8 protein-coding genes are annotated in these 16832 nt (G+C 72.0%); 6 read left to right on the forward strand and 2 right to left on the reverse strand.

Features of this window, described 5'->3' with window-relative positions; all coding sequences use genetic code 11:
* Positions 1–151 precede the first annotated feature (151 nt).
* From OO60_RS02355 to OO60_RS02380, 6 genes are all read left to right on the forward strand, one after another.
* Positions 152–1441: an MFS transporter gene (locus tag OO60_RS02355; RefSeq protein ID WP_162186942.1), complete on the forward strand. Its 1290-nt coding sequence runs from the start codon at positions 152–154 to the stop codon at positions 1439–1441.
* 20 nt (positions 1442–1461) lie between these two features.
* Complete coding sequence (locus OO60_RS02360) at positions 1462–1929, forward strand: pyridoxamine 5'-phosphate oxidase family protein (protein WP_033260704.1); 468 nt, start codon at positions 1462–1464, stop codon at positions 1927–1929.
* Positions 1930–1970: 41 nt separating this feature from the next.
* Positions 1971–2744 (forward strand): dimethylarginine dimethylaminohydrolase family protein, encoded by a 774-nt coding sequence (locus OO60_RS02365; RefSeq protein ID WP_244885476.1) that lies wholly within the window; start codon positions 1971–1973, stop codon positions 2742–2744.
* Between the two features lie 79 nt (positions 2745–2823).
* Complete coding sequence (locus tag OO60_RS02370; RefSeq protein WP_244885477.1) at positions 2824–3585, forward strand: AfsR/SARP family transcriptional regulator; 762 nt, start codon at positions 2824–2826, stop codon at positions 3583–3585.
* Between the two features lie 107 nt (positions 3586–3692).
* A complete protein-coding gene (locus tag OO60_RS02375; RefSeq protein WP_033260706.1) occupies positions 3693–4520 on the forward strand; it encodes a G1 family glutamic endopeptidase in 828 nt (275 codons plus the stop codon).
* A gap of 5 nt (positions 4521–4525) precedes the next feature.
* A complete protein-coding gene (locus OO60_RS02380; RefSeq protein WP_004559676.1) occupies positions 4526–5152 on the forward strand; it encodes a hypothetical protein in 627 nt (208 codons plus the stop codon).
* A gap of 59 nt (positions 5153–5211) precedes the next feature.
* Here the strand turns inward: OO60_RS02380 and OO60_RS02385 are convergent, their stop codons facing one another.
* On the reverse strand, positions 5212–6720 hold the full coding sequence (locus tag OO60_RS02385) for a beta-ketoacyl-[acyl-carrier-protein] synthase family protein (RefSeq protein ID WP_155849027.1): 1509 nt from the start codon (positions 6718–6720) through the stop codon (positions 5212–5214).
* A gap of 48 nt (positions 6721–6768) precedes the next feature.
* Complete coding sequence (locus tag OO60_RS02390; protein ID WP_004559674.1) at positions 6769–16809, reverse strand: Tc toxin subunit A-related protein; 10041 nt, start codon at positions 16807–16809, stop codon at positions 6769–6771.
* Positions 16810–16832: the final 23 nt, after the last annotated feature.

The raw sequence follows: 16832 nt of genomic DNA on the forward strand, positions 1-16832 counted from the left end.
GGGTGATCCTCTCCACCGGCTGTCGTGGAGGTCCTCTTCCGGAGTGCGGATCGCGGGCTCGGCCGGATGCCGGACCCAGCACGACCGGAGATGACCATGGACCCGCGGCGGCACGAGGCTGGCAGGACCGCACGCGCGAGAAGGGGTGGACGTGGACGCGCTCGAAGAGCAGAAGGTCCGGTGGCGGCGCCGGCCCGGCTGGGCCCGGCCGGACTTCTGGCGCGCCCCGATCGGCCCGATCTACGTCGCGACCCTGGTCCTTTCGGTCGGCAAGGGCGCCTGGTACGCGTGCTGGGCGATGTTCTACCTGCGCTCGATCGGCCTTTCGCCGGCCCAGTTCGGGTTCGGCATCACCGCCGCCGGGGTGGTGGGCATGGTGGCCGGGATGCCGTTCGGCTACCTCGCCGACCGGGTCGGCCCGCGCGAGGTGCTCTTCGGCCTCACGCTGGTGCGGGGCCTGGCGATCCTTTCGCTGGCCCTCGTCGGCGGGTTCTGGGCGGTCATGCTGGTGACGTGCGTGGTCGTGATGGTCGAGCGCGCGGCGCCGGGCATCCGGATCGCCGTCATCTCGGGCCTGACGACCGGGCCGGAGCGGTTGAAGGCGCTGTCGAACACCCACGTCATGAAGGAGTCGGGCGCGGTCGTCGGCTCCCTGATCGGCGGGGTGATCCTCTTCTTCGACACCCAGCCCGCCTACCTCGCGATGGTGCTGCTCTGCGGGGGGACGAACCTGGCCTTCGCGCTCCTGCTGCTGCGGGTGCCGCACGTGGAGTCGCTGCGCGAGCGCCGGGTCACGCGCAAGGTGCTGGTGCTGCGCGACCGGCCGTTCCTCGTGCTGACGGCGCTGAGCGGGGTGCTGGCGCTGAACTGGGGCGTCTACGACTCGGGGCTGCCGGTCTGGTTGACCACGCACACGCACGCGCCGCCGTGGACGATGGGCGCGCTGATGGTGTTCAACGGCATCGTGATCGTGCTGCTGCTCAACCGGTTCACCCAGGCGGCGGCGACCGTGCCGAGCGCGAGCCGGCTCGCGGTCGTCTCCGGCGTGGTGCTCGCGCTGTCCTGCGTGGTCTACGCGACGACGGACGGCGGGACCGGGTTCGTGGTGATCGCGCTGCTGTTCGCGGGAGCCGCGGTGCACACGGTGGGCGAGCTGTTCGTGCTCGGCAGCGGCTACGGGCTTTCGGTGGGGATGACGAAGGACGAGGCCCACGGCGAGTACCAGGGCATGTACGGGCTGGGCGAGGGGACTGCCATGATGCTCGCGCCCGGCCTGCTGACCGCGTTGCTCAGCGGCTGGGGCGTGGCCGGGTGGCTCCTGCTCGGCGGGCTGTTCCTCGTCGCCGGCGCCGGCCTGCTGTTCACCGGCCGCTGGTCGGTGCGCGAGCGGCGCGGGGCGGAGCCGGCCGGCGCACCGGCCGACGTGAAAGCCGCCGCGTGACGGCGAACGGAAGGGACCTCGTGGACCGCACTGCCGAACTGACCACCGTCGCGAAGGACGTCGTCGACACCAACCTGTACATGACGCTGGGCACGGCGGACGAGTCGGGGACGCCGTGGGTGTCGCCGGTGTACTACGTCGCCTCGGACACCTACGGCGAGTTCTACTGGGCGTCGAAGACCGACACGGCGCACTCGCGCAACCTGGCGGTCCGCTCCGGCCTGAGCATCGTGATCTTCGATTCCCGGGTGCCGGTGTACCAGGGCCGGGCGGTGTTCCTGAAGGCCGTCGGCGAGGAGCTGTCGGGCGACGACCTCACGGCCGGTATCGAGGTGTACAACGGCCCGTCGGCTTCGCGCGGGGTTCCGCCGCTGGACCGCGAAGACGTCGAAGGTGCGGCGATCTACCGCCTGTACCGCGCCACGGTTTCCGAGCACTTCACCCTCGACCCCGCGGGCCACGACCTGCGGGTGCCGGTCACCTTCTGACCGCGTCGCATGGAAGGACAGGCGTGAACACGGTTCTGCTGATGTCCGACGCCAGGTACTTCCGCGTCGACTACGTGATCAACCCGTACATGGACACCGCGGTCCAGCCGGACCCGGCCGCCGCGGCGGCCGAGCACGACGCCCTGGTGCGGGCCCACCTGGCGGCGGGCCGCAAGGTGGAGCTGCTGCCCTCGGCCCCGGAGTGCCCGGACATGGTCTACACGGCCAACGCGGCGGTGGTCCGCGGCCGCCGTGCGGTGCTGGCGAACCTGCCACCGGAGCGCCGGGCCGAGACGCCGTACCACCGCGAGTGGTTCTCCGGCAACGGTTTCGAGGTGATCCAGAGCCCGTACGAGTTCAGCGGCCAGGGCGACGCCTTGGCGTGCGGCAACCTGCTGCTGGCGGGCCACGGCCAGCGCACGGACCCCCGCGCGCACGACGTCGTGGCGGATTTCCTGGGTTACGAGATCGTGCCGCTGCGCACGACCGGCCCCCGCTGGTACGACCTGGACCTGGTGGTGGCGGTGCTCGGCCCCGAGTTGCTGGCCTACCACCCGGAGGCACTGGACGAGCCGAGCCGGGCTCGCCTGCGCGGCTTGGGCCGTGAGCTGATCGAGGTGGGCGAGCAGGAGGCGAGCGGCTTCGCGCTCAACCTGGTCAGCGACGGGACGACGGTGACGATGACGGCGGGCGCGCCGAAGCTGGCGGCGGAGCTGCGCGAGCGCGGGTTGACGGTGGTGGAGCTCGACACGACCCAGCTGCGCAAGGGCGGCGGGGGAGTCCGCTGCACGGCGTTGACGCTCGACAACCCGTGACTGTCGACCGATTGTCGACGGAGCATGGGAATGTCCAACGCGGGGGACGGGCCAGTCCCCGCGATGGACGGGAGGGCACGTGCGCGTCAGACTCCTCGGCCCGGTCGACGCCGTCGTCGGCGGTGCGCCGGTGGCGATACCGGGATTGCGGCGGAAAGCGGTCCTCGCGGTCCTCGGCCTGCACGACGAAGGCATCGTCGGCACCGGGCGGCTCATCGAAGCCGTGTGGGGTGACAAGGCGGGCGGGGCATCGCTGAACACCCTGCAAAGCCACGTGTCCGCCCTCCGCCGCCTGCTCGGGAACCGGGGCGCGATCGTCGCCCGCTCGCCCGGTTACCTGCTCGGTTCGGGTACGACCGACGTGGCCGAGGCGCGGCACCTGGTCGAGCGGGGCGAGTCGGGCGAGGACCCGGCGGAGAGCGCCGCGACGCTGCGGGCCGCGCTGGGCCTGTGGCGGGACCGTTCGCTGGTCGACGTCGGCGGGGTGGGGTGGCTGGACGAACAGGCCGCCGGCCTGGAGCGGCTGCGGACGCGGGCGCAGCTGGCGCTGATCCGGGCCCGGCTCGCCCTCGGCGAGCACGCGCAGCTCGAACCCGACCTGGAGCGGCTGGCCCGCGCCCGCCCGTTCGACGAACAGGTCCACGCGCAGCTGATGTTCGCGCTGTACCGGACCGGCCGGCAGGCCGACGCGCTGTCGGTGTACCGCCGGCTGCGCGCGGCCTTGGCCGACAACCTGGGCATCGACCCCAACCAGCGGCTGCGTGACCTCGAAACCGCGATCCTGCGGCAGGATCCGGCGCTCGAGGAGTCCGCGGTCACCGTCCGGCTGCTGGCCGGCTGACCACCGGTTTTCAGCGCCGCGTCAGTGCCGTTTCAGCGCCCGTTGGCAGAGTCGGCGCGGGCCCGGCTGCCGATGCCGGTGCCGATCTTCGAAGGCAAGGGGGCTCCATGAAACTTCGACGGATCCTGCCACTGGCCGCCCTGGCGGCGGTGGCGGCCGTGTTCGGCGCCGGGGCCACGGCGGCCGCCGGCGCCGCGAGCGCACCGCTGGGGTACGCCGGCGCGGCCCGGCACACCGGCTTCTCGCCCGCGGTCGCCGGTCCGCTGGTCAACGCGACCTCGCGGAACTGGGCCGGCTACGCCATCACCTCGCTGTCCTCGCCCGCCGCCACCTTCACCCACGTGCACGGTTCGTGGACGCAGCGGCCGGTCACCTGCCCGGCGTCGGACGCCTGGGCGGTGTTCTGGGTCGGGTTCGACGGGTGGACCAACGGCACGGTCGAGCAGGGCGGCAGCTCGGCCCGGTGCATCAACGGCACCCCGGTCTACGAGCTGTGGTGGGAGATGTTCCCGACCAACGCGATCCAGCCGGTGCTGACCATCAACGCCGGCGACTCGGTGAGCGCGGACGTCACCTACAACGCGGCCACCGCGCAGTACACGATCACCGTCGCCGACGCGACCCAGCACACGAGCTTCACCACCACCCAGACGTGCGCGGCCACCCTGACCTGCTCCCGCAGCAGCGCCGACTGGGTCGTCGAGGACGTGGGCCGGTTCGGGTCCGGCGACTTCTTCCCGCTCGCCAACTACGGCCGGGCCCTGATGAACAACTCGGTCGGCAGCGACAACGCCGGCCACAGCGGGTCGATGACCGCGAGCTCGACCTGGCAGCGGACCAAGATCCAGGAGCAGGACACGACCACCACCTACGCCACGACCGGCGACACCAGCACCAACGGCCAGAACTTCGCGGTCACCTGGGCGCACCAGTGAGGCGCGTGGCGCTGGTGGTGTCCGCGGCCGTGACCGCCCTGGTGGCGGCCGTGACGCCGGCGCTGGCCGCGAACCCGATCACGATTTCCAACGGCCTGTTCAACAACAGCGCCGCGCTGGCCTGGTCGTCGGCGCCGAGCACGACGATGGGCGATAGGACCGTGACCAGGTCGGCCTCGGGGCTGGTCGCCAGCGGCCTGACGGGGTCGGTGTTCCACCAGACGCTCGGCGTGTCGAGGTACATGTTCATCGGCACCCACAACTACGTCCTGTTCCTGGAGACACCGACCGGCGGCGGCACCCGTTCGGTGTCGCTGGTGGACTTCACCACCACCCCGCCCACCGAGCGGCCGATCCTGTCGGTCCTGGTCACCTCGGCGGCGGTGAGCTCACCGGGCGTCCAGTTCAGCGTGGGAACCGGCGACGCGTTCTTCGTGTTCGCGCCCACCGGCACGACGGTGGCGGGACTGGGCATCTACCGCAGTGACAACGGCACGATCCTCTGCCCCGGCCCACCACCGCTGACACCGACCGGCCAGCTGTTCGGCGAGGCGACGGCCACCCAGCTCCGGATCAAGATGGGCGGCACGGTCCTGGCGGCGTGCACCCGCCCACCGGGCACCAGCGGCTGACTCCCTGCGCCGGGTGGCGGTCACGCTGGTGCGCGTGACCGCCACCCGGCGGCCGGTGACTACGTCGTCGAATTGTGCCAGCGGACGCCGGTGGGCTCGGGCAGCCCACTGGAGAAAGCGCGGGCCAGGCTGCGGTCTCCGCGCGATTCCGCCGTGTCGCAAGCTGCGCGGAGGAGCGGGTGGAGCTCGGGGTAATCCCGGGCATAACGCCAACTGCGGTCGAGGTAGTGGTGGAGGCTCTCTCCCAGGACGGTACAGCCGAGATCGCCTTCGAGGTAAGCGCGCAGCGCCACCCGATCATGCAGGTTGACGTCTCCCGGCTCGAGTCTTCGAGGTGCTTTCTCGCCGCCGACCACGATCAGATCGGTCCCGCTCACCTCGTCGACGTTCACGGTACTGATGCCGGCACGACGAAGGGCCTCCTCGGCCACCTCGAACGCACTGTCCGGGCCTTCCCCGCCGCGCGCACGATAGATCTGCACGGTCAATTGTTGCACTACCGTTTCCCGGTCGGTTCCGCGCGCCTCCAGCAACTCCGCCAGGAACTTTTCGACCTGGCCGGCGATCCGTCCAACGTCCGCACCGGCGTCGATGTGGTCGAGAAAAGCGAGCTTGGCCTGGCCGCAGTAGAGCGTTATCGCCGTGCAGGTCTTGAGGTTGTAGGTGTAGGCGAGCTCTTCCCCGATGAAGTGGAAAAGGGAATTCCGCTCGCCGACCGACTCGGCGATTTCCGGATTGTCCTGATTGACGTAGCGACCACGAGCGAGCACCTCTTCAACCTCGGGCGAGAGCCGGAAATCCGCCGACGCTCGATCGCTCGCGCGTTCACTCTCCTTTTCTGCTTCGGCGTGCCTTGCCGGGCGGGTCCGGTAGCGCGTGGCGTAGGTCTTGCCGTCGACCAGCGTCGATGCGTCATCGACGGGTGCGCCGTCGGGACTGAACACCTTGACGGTCGCGGGCTTCGCGCGGGTTTGCGCCACGACGAACTGCTTCAGATCGGCGATCGTATTGCCCTGGTCACAGGTCACGCTGAAGGTGTGACCGCGCAGCCGCAGGCGGAACACGGGATCGCGCGCCTGGTCCCCTTCCCCTTCACCCTCCGCTTCCTCCACAAGGTCGGCCCAGTTCGCCTCGGCGATCTCGACGCGATAGTGGCCTGCGGTGAGCGGCGCGGTCTCCGGCACTTCGCGATCCGCGACGGATACCCGAAAGGTGGGGAGGATGGCTTCGGTGTTCGCCTCCGCAAACCGGATCAGGTCCTTGACCGTGTCGCCGCGGTCGCACGTCAGGGAAACCGTTTCCGCCGAACCGATCCGGGCCGTGAACTCCGTCGGCGCCTCCGCGGGCTGAGCCGTGTCCGTGTTCGTCGTTCTTTTGACCACTCGCTGCACGGAGTGGGCCCGCATGAGGTGGTTCACGGCCGCATTGCCCGCCGCGCGCTGCAGGGCCGGCAGGGATAGCCGGTCGGGATGCCGGAAAACCTGCGGACCCGCCTCCGGAACGGCCGTTTCGCGCTGCGGCGGCGGTCCCGGAACCGGCTCCGGTCTCCGCCGCCGTCTTCCGCTCATCTTCAAAGAATCGCACCGCGGATTTCCGGCCGCCATTCCCCATCCGGGTCACGCCGGGCCGGTGAAAGTGTCACTCAGCTCGTAGTGGCACAGCAGGAACACCTTCCGCAGGTCGGTGGCCGGGAAGTGGAAGACCCCCAGCGGGCGGTCCGCTCGGTGGGAGCGTCCGGGTTCGAGCGAGACGTCGAGGTCCCCGTGGACCAGGCTCGGCCAGCCGGCACTGGTCACGCAGTGGATGTCACGACCCGCGCAGCGGCACGCCCGGCCGTCCTCGTGGTCGTGGTCGTCCGCGGCGACGAACCGGACCGGCAGCTCGCCGCGGCCGCCGGGGTGGTCCAGCTCCGCGAACAGCTCGAGCCGGGTGACCCGCAGCCGGCGGTGGGCCGGCAGGAACGGGAAGTGCTCGCGACCGAGCACGAGCGGCAGCACGCCGTCGGTGCCGCCGGTCAGGCGGTACCAGTCGTCGGGGAAGTCGTGGCGGACGTCGAACAGCCGCACTCCGGCGCCGGGCAGGTGTCGTTGCGCGCAGTCGTTCGCGGCCTTGCGCAGGACGTCGCCGCCTTCGCGGGCGGTGTAGTTGAGGTGCAGCACGACGTCGGCGAGGGTGTCGAAGTCGAACCGGTTGTTCTCCGGTGGCAGCTCGAGCCGCCACCGGCTGACCGCACCGGAGAATTCGAACGGCAGGTAGCGTTCGTCCCGGAAGCCCAGTTCGAACAGCCCGGAGTCGTTCTGCCCGCTCGAGGTCGCGATGGCCTCCGTGGCGGCGAAGCCGTGCACCAGCCGCGGGTCGTCCGGGACCGGGCGGTAACCCGCGCCGCACCGGCACTCCCGGTCGCCGCAGCAGCCGGCCACCGGCCCGCTCAGCCGCGGGTCGACCCGGGTGGTGCTGCTGAGCAGGGTGAGCCGGCAGTGGACGCCGACGTACGGGCCGACGACGCACGGGATGCTCAGCGTCACGTTCTTGATCCGGCGCAGGTAGTGGCCGGGGTGGTCGAGGTCGAACAGCCACTCCGGCAGCTCGATCTCGGCCGCCCCGGTGGTCTGCAGGCGCAGGAACGCCGCCGGGAAGTCCAGCCGCAGCGAGAGGTGCTTGGTCAGCTCGTATTCACGGCAGTTGGCGTCGGTGTAGGCCAGCTCCATCTGCCGCAGCGCCACGTGGAGCCGGTCGCCGGCCAGCAGCCCCTCGTGCAGGCTGTCCCAGCCGCGTTCGGGCAGGAACTCCCTGGCGAGGTGCCCGCGCTCGTTGTTGAACGCCCGCTGGGCCTGCCGGGAGGCCCGCAGTGCCAGCTCGTACAGCTCGCGGTGCAGGGCCGCCGTCTCGGACTGGAGGTGGGTGTACAGCTCGCCGTTGGTGAACTTGCCGCGGAGGAAGTCCTGCACCTCCGCCGAGTGCTCCAGCTGACGCTGGTGGCTGTTCAGGTCGCGCAGCGCCGAGTCGCGGTGGCGTTCGGCGGCGAGGATCTGCCGCTCGATCTGCTGGACCTCGATGGTGGTGACGTCGAGCTGGTGCTGCCAGTCCTCCAGCCGCCGCTGCCAGCCCGCCTCGGTGAGGCTCAGGCCGGCGCCGGTGCCGGCGATGTCGGCGAGCGCGTTCATGATCCGCGCCGCGGTGGCGAACGTCGCGTTCGCCAGCTTCGTGCCGATCGGCAGCTGGTTGGCTTCCAGCGGCCCGAGCCCGGCGACGCCGATGTGGATGTCGGGGATGAGCCCGATGCCCTGGGCGATGGCCTCCGACACGTTGCCCGCCGTGCGCGAGACCATGGAAACGCCGGTCAGGGCTTCGTACCCGGTCTCGCCCGCGTTGAGTCCTCGCGCGATGAGCTGCTGGAAGTACCGCAGCCGGGTCAGCGCGCCGTCCTTGGTCTTGTTCAGCGCCTGGACCTGCCAGTCCGCTTCCCGCCATTGGAACCGGCGGGTCTGCAGCGCCAGTTCGAGCAGCTGGCGCTCGTGGGTGGCGTGCAGGGCGGCGAGGGCTTCGGCGTCACCCTTCTCGTACGCCGAGAGCAGTGCGGCGCCGAGACCGCGTACTTCGTTCGCCAGCTCGACGGCCTTGCCGATCAGGTAGCCGAACCGGTACGGCGTGGCGCAGCACGGGCAGTCGCCGTCGCAGTGCTCGCTGTCCCGCAGCGGGGCATCGCCCCAGAACTCGGCGTCCGATCGCTGGGTCCGGCCGCGGAGGCGGCGGCCGTCGAGCGCGTTCCGCACGAGCGCGAGCCGGTCCGCGGACCGTTCGTACAGCGAGGCGAGCCTCGGGTTGAGTGGCGCTCGTGCCGGGACGAAGGTTGCGACCTGCTGCGGGTCGCCGCCGTCGTCGTGGTCCTCCACCAGCCGTGGGCCGGCGCCGAGCAGCCGGCGCAGCGAGTCGAACACGACGGCCGCCTGCCTGCTCGCCTCCGCGGAGTCGCGGCACAGCAGGGTTTCGCCCCACTGCAGGAGCGTCTCCAGGTAGTCGAGCAGCACGGCGCGGTCGCGTGCCTTGGCGTCGTCCTCGTCCGGTGTCCAGGCGTTGTCCCGCGCCAGGGGCGGGTAGGCCAGCTCGTACCACCGCAGCGCGGCCTCGAACCCGTTGTGCGTGCGCAGGGTCTTCGCCACGGCGGAGGCCACGGCGTGCACCGACGGCGGCAGCAGCGGCGCACCCGGCGAGACGTAGGCGAAGAACGGGTAGGCGGCCAGCCCGAACTGCGGCGCCGGGACGGACGACGGTTTCGCCACCAGCGGCAGGACCACCGCGGAGTCCGCCGCCAGGTCGTAGCGGAAGCCGGGCGGTGGCGCGCCGGCGTAGTCGCCGTAGCCGTCCGGCGTCGTTCCGGCGTTGGTCGTGCCGGTCAGGTCGGTGACCTCGAACCGCAGTGAGTCGCCGGTGCGGCCGTCGAACTTCAGCCGCAGCGGCCCGCCGGCGACGGCCAGCCCTTCCGCCGAGCGCCGCGGCGGTTCGAACTCGCCGTGGTGGAACCGGGACCAGTACAGGTGCACCTGCGGTTCCGGGTCCCAGTTCAGCAGTCCGGGCACCTTGCCGGGGCGGTGCCAGTCGGACGTCTGCTCGTCGGTGTGGCCCTGGTCGCCGGGCGCCACGGCCCCGGCGTCCGCGTTCTGCTCGGCGTCCGCGGCGGCGAAGAACCCGGAGCCGGCGACCCAGAAGTAGTACTCGTCGACCTCCGGTGGCACGTCGTCGTGGCCGCCGGGGCGCGGGGCGAACCGGGCTGCCGCCGTCGGCAGCCCGGCGGCGGCGAGCCGCACGAAGCCCGAGCCGAGCCCTTCCGCGGCGCGCAACCACAACGGAAGTCCTGGCTCCGCCAGAACGTCCACTTCGGACGCTTTGGTGGTTGTGAGCGCCTTCTTGCGCACGGCCGCGGTCTTGCGCCGGGTGGTGATCCTGGGGCCGTCGGGACCGTCGTTGCCGCCGTTCTGCCCGTCGAGCAGGAACGACACCGGGGCGAGCCACGACGGCCTCGCGACGCGCTCGGGCGTGCCGAGCAGGCCGAGCCCGTCCGGCGCGGACCGCTCGAGCCGGATCCCGGCCGGTTCCGGTACCTGCCGGGCCGGCAGCCCGGGATGGCCGGGCGGCCGGTGCGCGGCGGTCTTCGGCCACCACTCGAGGCCGCCGGGGACGGGCACGGTCAGCGCGGTCCGGCGCAGCTCGTCTTCGAGGAACCGGAACGCCTCCGAGCGCCGTGCGGTCCGCAGGTCGTCCCACTCGATCCAGTTCTCCCGGTAGACCTCGCGCCGGCGCGCCGCCACCCAGGTGCGGAACGTGCCGAACCGGTGCTCCCACACCGCGGCGAACCGGGGCGTCACGGCGAACCCCGGTTCGAGCCCGAGCCGGGCCCGCTGCACGAACGCCTGCACGGCGGTGACGGCGTCCTCGATCCGGGTGACTCGCTGGGTGATCCCGCACTGGACGTCCTGCAGCAGCAGGTCGGACAGGTCCCGCGGCTCGGTGGCGAACCGGGCGGGCGCCCAGGGGAGCGGCACCCGGCGCATTCCGCAGAGGTAGGCCAGGAGTGCTTCGCGTGCTCGTTCCCGCAGCCCGTCGTCGAGCCGCTCGAGGTTTTCGTAGCGGCGGGGCTCGCCGCGTTCGAGGCAGCCGTCCTGCACGAACCGGGTCAGGTCGGCGTTGCCGGACCGCGGCGGGGAGACCAGCGGTGGGGCGTCCACCTCGGCCGACGGGTCGTCGGCGGCCCACAACGCGGGCCGGGCGAGTGAGATGTCCGCCGGGAGGAAGTGCCGGCGCAGCCGGCGGACCCAGCTCTCGGCGTGCCGGATGCGCACGGCCCAGCGTTCGTCCGCGAGCTCGGCGCTGCCCGGCAGGCCGACCGAATGGATCGGCGGGGTGCTGTCCGGGGCGAAGTAGTTGAGGACCAGGGGCGCGTGCCGGAGGTCGACGCCGAGGTGCCGCAGCAGCTCGCCCGGATCGTCCGGCTGCTGTTCGAGGGCGTCCGCGAACAGCAGCCAGGGCGGCCGTTCGAGTGCTCGTTCGGTGGCTTCCCGCAGGCGGGTGTAGTCGAAGACGCGTTCCCACCAGTCGAACAACGCCGCTTGGCGGCGGGGGCTCGGCGCCGACCGCTGGTCCTCCGGCGCCGGTTCCCTCGGCCGGAGCGTTTCGGGCGGGTAGTGGTCGGACACCGGGAGCAGGTCGGGGGCGAACCACGCGTGGTGGGTCGAGAACGACGTCTCGTCCGTCCGGTGGTGGGTGGTGCCTTCGAACGTCGCGGGGTGGTCGAGCAGGAACCCGAGCTCGGACTGCCGGTACCCGGCGACGGGGTGGGCGGACAGGCGGAACCGCTCGGCGAACAGCAGCGCCTTGAACGCCCGCTGGTAGGTGCGGCGGATGTCGCGCAGGGTCGGCGGGTAGTGGCCGGTGAGGTAGGCGGCGGCCGCTTCGCCGCTCTCGACGTCCAGCGCGGCGGCGGTCGGCCGGCTTCGCACGATGTCCTCGCCCAGCGTGGCGTCCTTCGTGTCGCGGAAGAGCCGGTCGAAGGGCAGCACGACGGGCTCGCCGCCGCTGTCGGGCCCGGAGTACTTCAGCTCGAAGCCGGTGCGGGCCGGGCAGTCGTCCTCGGGCCGGGAGAAGTCGGGTTCGGTCTGCTCGAACTCGACGGTGATGCGGTAGGCACCGCGGCGCAGCGGCACCGGCCGCGAGTGGCCGGCCGGCGCCGGTTCGCCGGGCCGGTGGTGGTTGAGGACCGTCCACGACTTCTGCCCCCGGCCCAGCGTCACCCGCCAGCGGTTGTGCCGGGCGTCGCCGTCGCCGGGCAGGCACGCGTGGAAGCGGTACTCGCCGCGTTCCTCGATCAGCAGCACCCCGGACCAGGTGACGGCGAACGGCTGCGCGCCGCCGAGTGGTTCGCCGCTGCGGTCGCGGAACGCGAACCCGTTGCGGATCCCGGCGAACTGCAGCTGCTCCCGCGTCAGTTCGAAGTCGAGCGCGGGCAGCACGGTGGGCACGGGGGCGTTGAGGGCGTTGCGGGTCGGCCCGAACGCGCTCAGCGGGCCGCGGGTCTCCCGCCACACCAGCTCGCCGTCCTCCTCCTGCGGTGCGCGGACCTCGAACTCGCCGAGCAGGCCGGTGCCGGTGAGCCCCAGCACCGCGGCGAACGCGCCGCCGCCCGGCCGCGGTGCCCACCGGGTCGGCGGCGGCTCGCCGGAGTCGTCCTCCCAGGGGGTGAGCGCGAAGTTCTCGTCCGCGAGCAGCGTCCGCAGCAACCGCCACGCGGCCGCGGTGCCGGGCTCGGCGTTCTCGTCTCCGGTGGCCTGGCGGACGTGGGCCGCCAGGTGCGTGGCGACGACCTCGCACCGGCGGTGGAACAGTGCGAACTCCCGCCGGAAGAAGGCGAACCGCTCGTGCTCGTCCGGTTCCTGGACCAGCCGGTCGACCGCCTGGTCGAAGTTCCCGAAGATCGCCGCGAACGGCGCCAGCGCCGCGCGCGGGGCGAAGTAGAGGTCACGGACGGCGAACTGCTCCCGCTCGTTCAGCGGCCACAGTTCGCGCAGCCGCTCGATCACGGCCGAGTCCCGCAGCGGGAGTTCGGTCCACAGCTCCTCGGCGGTCTCGTCGTAGCCGAACGGCCCGTCCGGTGGCGCGATCCACGCGTGCGGACAGGTGTCGCCGGCGGGAAGGGCGACCCGGTACCGGCGCTCGTGCGGGTCGACCGGGCACCCGCAGCGGCGCAGTTCGGCGGCGAAGAAGTGCTTGCCGAGGTCGAGCAGCCGGTCGGCATCGGCGCCGTCGTGGCCGTAGCCGAACTGTTCGCGCAGGGCGGTGACGATCCGCTGCCAGCTCCAGTGCCCGGCTTCCTCGTCGCCGACTTCGACGTCCAGCAACGCTCGGCGCAGCTTCCAGAGCGAGAACTCGTGGTCGCCGTCGGCCTGCACGGTTTCCGGCAGGGACAGCGGGTCGTCGGCGGATTCGATGCGGTCCTGCAGGGGGAACGGGTCGTCGCCGTCGAGGTGGTCGTCCGTGGTGAACAGGAACAGGATCTCGCCGACGGAGAAGTCCGAGGCGTAGATCTTGCCCAGCACCTCGACGAACCGCAGGGTGTGCGTCGGCTGCGCGGACCAGGTGTCGGCCGGGGTGCCGGGGTCGAACCCGGCCAGCACCGACAGCCGGTCGAGGTTTTCGGCGATCACCTTGAGGAACTCCGGCTCCCGGCGGCGGCAGTGGAACCGTTCCTCGGCGAGGTCTTCGACGGCGTCGAGCAGCAGCGCCACGGCGCCGGCGCGGTCGTCCGGCTCGGCGGAGTCCCACAGCGGCAGCAGCCGGCCGGCGTCGGGCAGGCGGAGGTCGCGTGCCAGCATCAGCGCGGCGGCGAGCCGGCGGAGGAAGTCGGAGTTCACGTGCGCGCCGGCGTCGAACAGGTGCAGGACGCGGGCGTAGGCGGCCAGCCCGGCCAGGGAGATCCCGTGGCCGCGGACGTGCCGCCACAGCCTGACGAACACCATGAGCTCGCGCAGCGCGGTCGCGGTGTCCTGCTCGCCGAAGGACATGCGGAGGTCGTCGAGGTCGCAGGGCTCGCAGGCGGGGAAGCCGCCGTGGCCGTCGGCCTCGTTCGAGCGTGCGCGGGTGAAGCAGACGAACTCCGCCTGCTGCAGTTCCAGGAACTCGCAGTAGGTGAGGCCGGTCCGGCGGAGGAATTCGCCGACGCGTGTCGCCGTGTCCGTCCACGAGCGGTCGTCCACCGTGGCCGACGGGAAGCCGAACACCTCGTGCAGCGCCGGCCTGCCTTCGGTGGCCTCGTCGCCGAGGTCGTGGGCGAACAGGACGTCGTACTCCGGTGCCGAGACGCCGAGGTACTCCCGGGCGATGTCGAACCGGACCGGGTAGCGCCAGACGGCGGGGTCGAACCCGTCCGGCTCGTGCGCCGGGTCGAGCACGAACTCGGTGATCTCGCGGCGGAAGTGCCGCATCGCCGAGAACCGGCTGGTGCGCAGCTCACCGAGGTAGGAGCGGTTCACATCCAGCGGCTGGTCGTACGGGAGAACGGGGGCGGTGAAGTCGTTCCGCAGCCCGGCGTAGGCGCCCGCCTCGTCGGCGGGGACCGCCACGGCCGCGGGCGAGGAGTGTTCCGGGATCGCGGCGAACAGCGTCGCGGGGTCGTGCCCGTCCGCGCCGCCCGGCTGCCGGAGGGGGTGCCCGGCGAGTGTCCCGGACGCCGTGTCGTGCACGGCGCCACCCGGGACCGGGGCACCCGTGGCCACCGCGGCGGTGAGCTTTTCGAGGCTTTCGTTGACCAGGTCCAGCGCGGGAAGCGGGGTTTCGGTGTTCGCGTGGGTCGCGTGCAGTTCGCCGAGCGGGCCGCGGCGCCCGGTGAGGAGCGTGCCGAGCGTTGCGGGATCGCCGGGCACGGTCGGCTGCCCGGGGGCCGAGGCGGCGGACGCGAGGAGCAGTTCGTGCAGGTAGGCGACGGGCCCGAACGGCGAAAGGTGCGACGGCGGACGGCAGTCGGTCAGCGAGCCGTCGGGGTCGACCGGCCGGAAGGTGCCGGGCGGGACCGGGCCGGGCGCGGTGGAGCCGCCCGCGGCCGCCTGGATGGCCGGGGCGAGCGGGTAGGCGACGGTGCCGGTCAGCGCCGCGGCGAAGTCGGCCGGGGTGAGCGCCTGGACGGCGGCTTTGCTGACGAAACCCCGGGCGTACAGGGCTTCCATCACGGAGAAGCGCAACTCGGCGTCCGCGGGCGCGCTCAGCTCGTAGAGCACTTCGACGAGGTCGAGGGTCTCGGTCAGCCACGCCTGGGCGTCGGCGTCGTCCGGGAAGGTGTCGGCGACGGCCGCCGCGGACGCGGTCGCGTCGCGCGGCGTGGTGAAGGTGAACGCGCCGCCACCGTGTGCGGAGTAGGCGACGGCGAACCGGGCGAAGACGTCCACGGCGGAGGTGTCCAGCATCGGGGCGCCGGGCGGTGCCGTGCCGTTGTTCGGCGTGACGCCGGGCGGCACGGTGAAGAACTTGCGCAGGTGCCGGATGAAGGCCTCGACGCGCTGGGCGGGCGTGCCCGGCTGGGTGAAGGGCGGCAGCAGCTTCAGCGCCTGCCCGCCGAACAGCGCGCGCCAGTCCTGGTCGGTCAGCTGGACCAGCTTGTCCACCGAGGTGATCTGCCGGGCGGCGATCTCGGTGATCAGGGGTGTCCAACTCTGCGTGACGACCTGGAGCACCAGGTCGAGGTAGGCCTGCGGCTGGGCCGAGATCTCCGGCGGCCAGAACTTCCGGTCGAGGTCGGGGGTGGCCTCGGTGCGGGCCAGCCAGTCGGTCACCAGCACCTTGAACGCGGAGGTCTGCGGGTCGAAGGCGACTTCGGGGAGCGAGCCGGCGACGGTGCCCAGTGCGTGCAGCCGCCGGGCCGCCTGTGCCGGGGTGACGGCGGTGGCTCCGGTCACCGGTTTCTCGGCGTCGAGGACCGAACCGGCGTCGATCGCGGTCTGGATCTCCTGGAGGATCTTGGGCTCGGTGTCGAACCGCGCCATGTCGTACCGCTGCCCGATACCGACCTGGACGGGAAGCGCCACGGCCAGCGCGTAGAAGTAGGCGGCGGGAACGACGAAGAGGTCCTTGAGGGTCGGGGTGGCCGGTTCGAGGATGACGGCGGTGTCCAGCGGCGCGGCCCCGCCGGCGATGACGGGGAACGGGAAGGCGGCCAGCGGGGCGCCCACCAGGTCCTGCCCGGACGGTCCGCCCTTCACGACGGTCCCGCCGGCGCTGAGCCGTTCGCACTGGACCGCCGCGGAAGCGGAATACACGAATTTCGCCAGCCGGGCGGCTTCGGCGTCGTGCGTGGCGTGGTAGCCGGTGAGCTGCCCTTCGAACTTCTTCCGGTCGCTGTCGACGTTCTGGTCGACATCGCCTTCGTCCGGCTTGGTGTAGAGCACCCCGAGCGGCCGAGGTTCCGCGGGCGGTGGGTAAACGGTGCGGTCCCAGGTCAGCTCGGAGGCGATCTGCAGGCTTTGGGCGGCGGTGAGCTGACCGCGGCCGGCGAGCTGGTGGCCGTCGCCGGGATCCTTGGCGAGCACCTCGTCGATCGCGCTGACCAGCGGCCCGAACGGCGGAGCGGTCCCGTCCTGCGGAACGTCCACCCGCGACTTCCCGAGGTTCGTCGGCAACGTCGCGTACGCCGACGCCGCCATGCCGAGGTAGTCCCGCTGGTCGGTGGAAAGGGAAGCAACCGTGACAACGGCGATGTTGAAGTCGATCGTCCGGTCGACGATCGGAGTACCGTTGCGGCTCAGCTCCAGCCGCAGGTCATAGGCGTTCGGCCGCGGGTATTCCGGGTGCGGCGAGGGCGGGTTGGCGACGATCACGGCACTCGCGGCCGACAGCAGCGACCGGATCACCGTGGGCGGCGTCGGCGAGACGAGCGTGTCCGCGTAGTGCTGGATGATCTGGGTCTTGGTCAGGTCGACGCTGTTGTCGGACGGATTCAGCCCACCGGCGGGGACGTGCGCATCGGCCAGCCCCTTCGCCGACCCGAGCGGGACACCGGTCGTGCTGTCCCCGAAGGCCAGATCGAAGGCGGTGACGGTGAGCCCGTTCAGCGCCTGCCTGAAAGCCGACACGGGCACCGGCTGCGTCGGGTGGAGTTTGACGACGATCAGGTCAGGCATGGCTCGGTTTCCCCTCGCGTGAA

The organism is Amycolatopsis vancoresmycina (genome assembly GCF_000716785.1).
In the GTDB taxonomy this organism is placed as follows: Bacteria; Actinomycetota; Actinomycetes; order Mycobacteriales; family Pseudonocardiaceae; genus Amycolatopsis; species Amycolatopsis vancoresmycina.

Bases quoted from the DNA above. Each gene is read 5' to 3' on its own strand.
- OO60_RS02375 (WP_033260706.1), top strand. From the start codon at position 3,693: ATGAAACTTCGACGGATCCTGCCACTGGCCGCCCTGGCGGCGGTGGCG.
- OO60_RS02385 (WP_155849027.1), bottom strand. From the start codon at position 6,720: ATGAGCGGAAGACGGCGGCGGAGACCGGAGCCGGTTCCGGGACCGCCG.
- OO60_RS02365 (WP_244885476.1), top strand. From the start codon at position 1,971: ATGTCCGACGCCAGGTACTTCCGCGTCGACTACGTGATCAACCCGTAC.
- OO60_RS02390 (WP_004559674.1), bottom strand. From the start codon at position 16,809: ATGCCTGACCTGATCGTCGTCAAACTCCACCCGACGCAGCCGGTGCCC.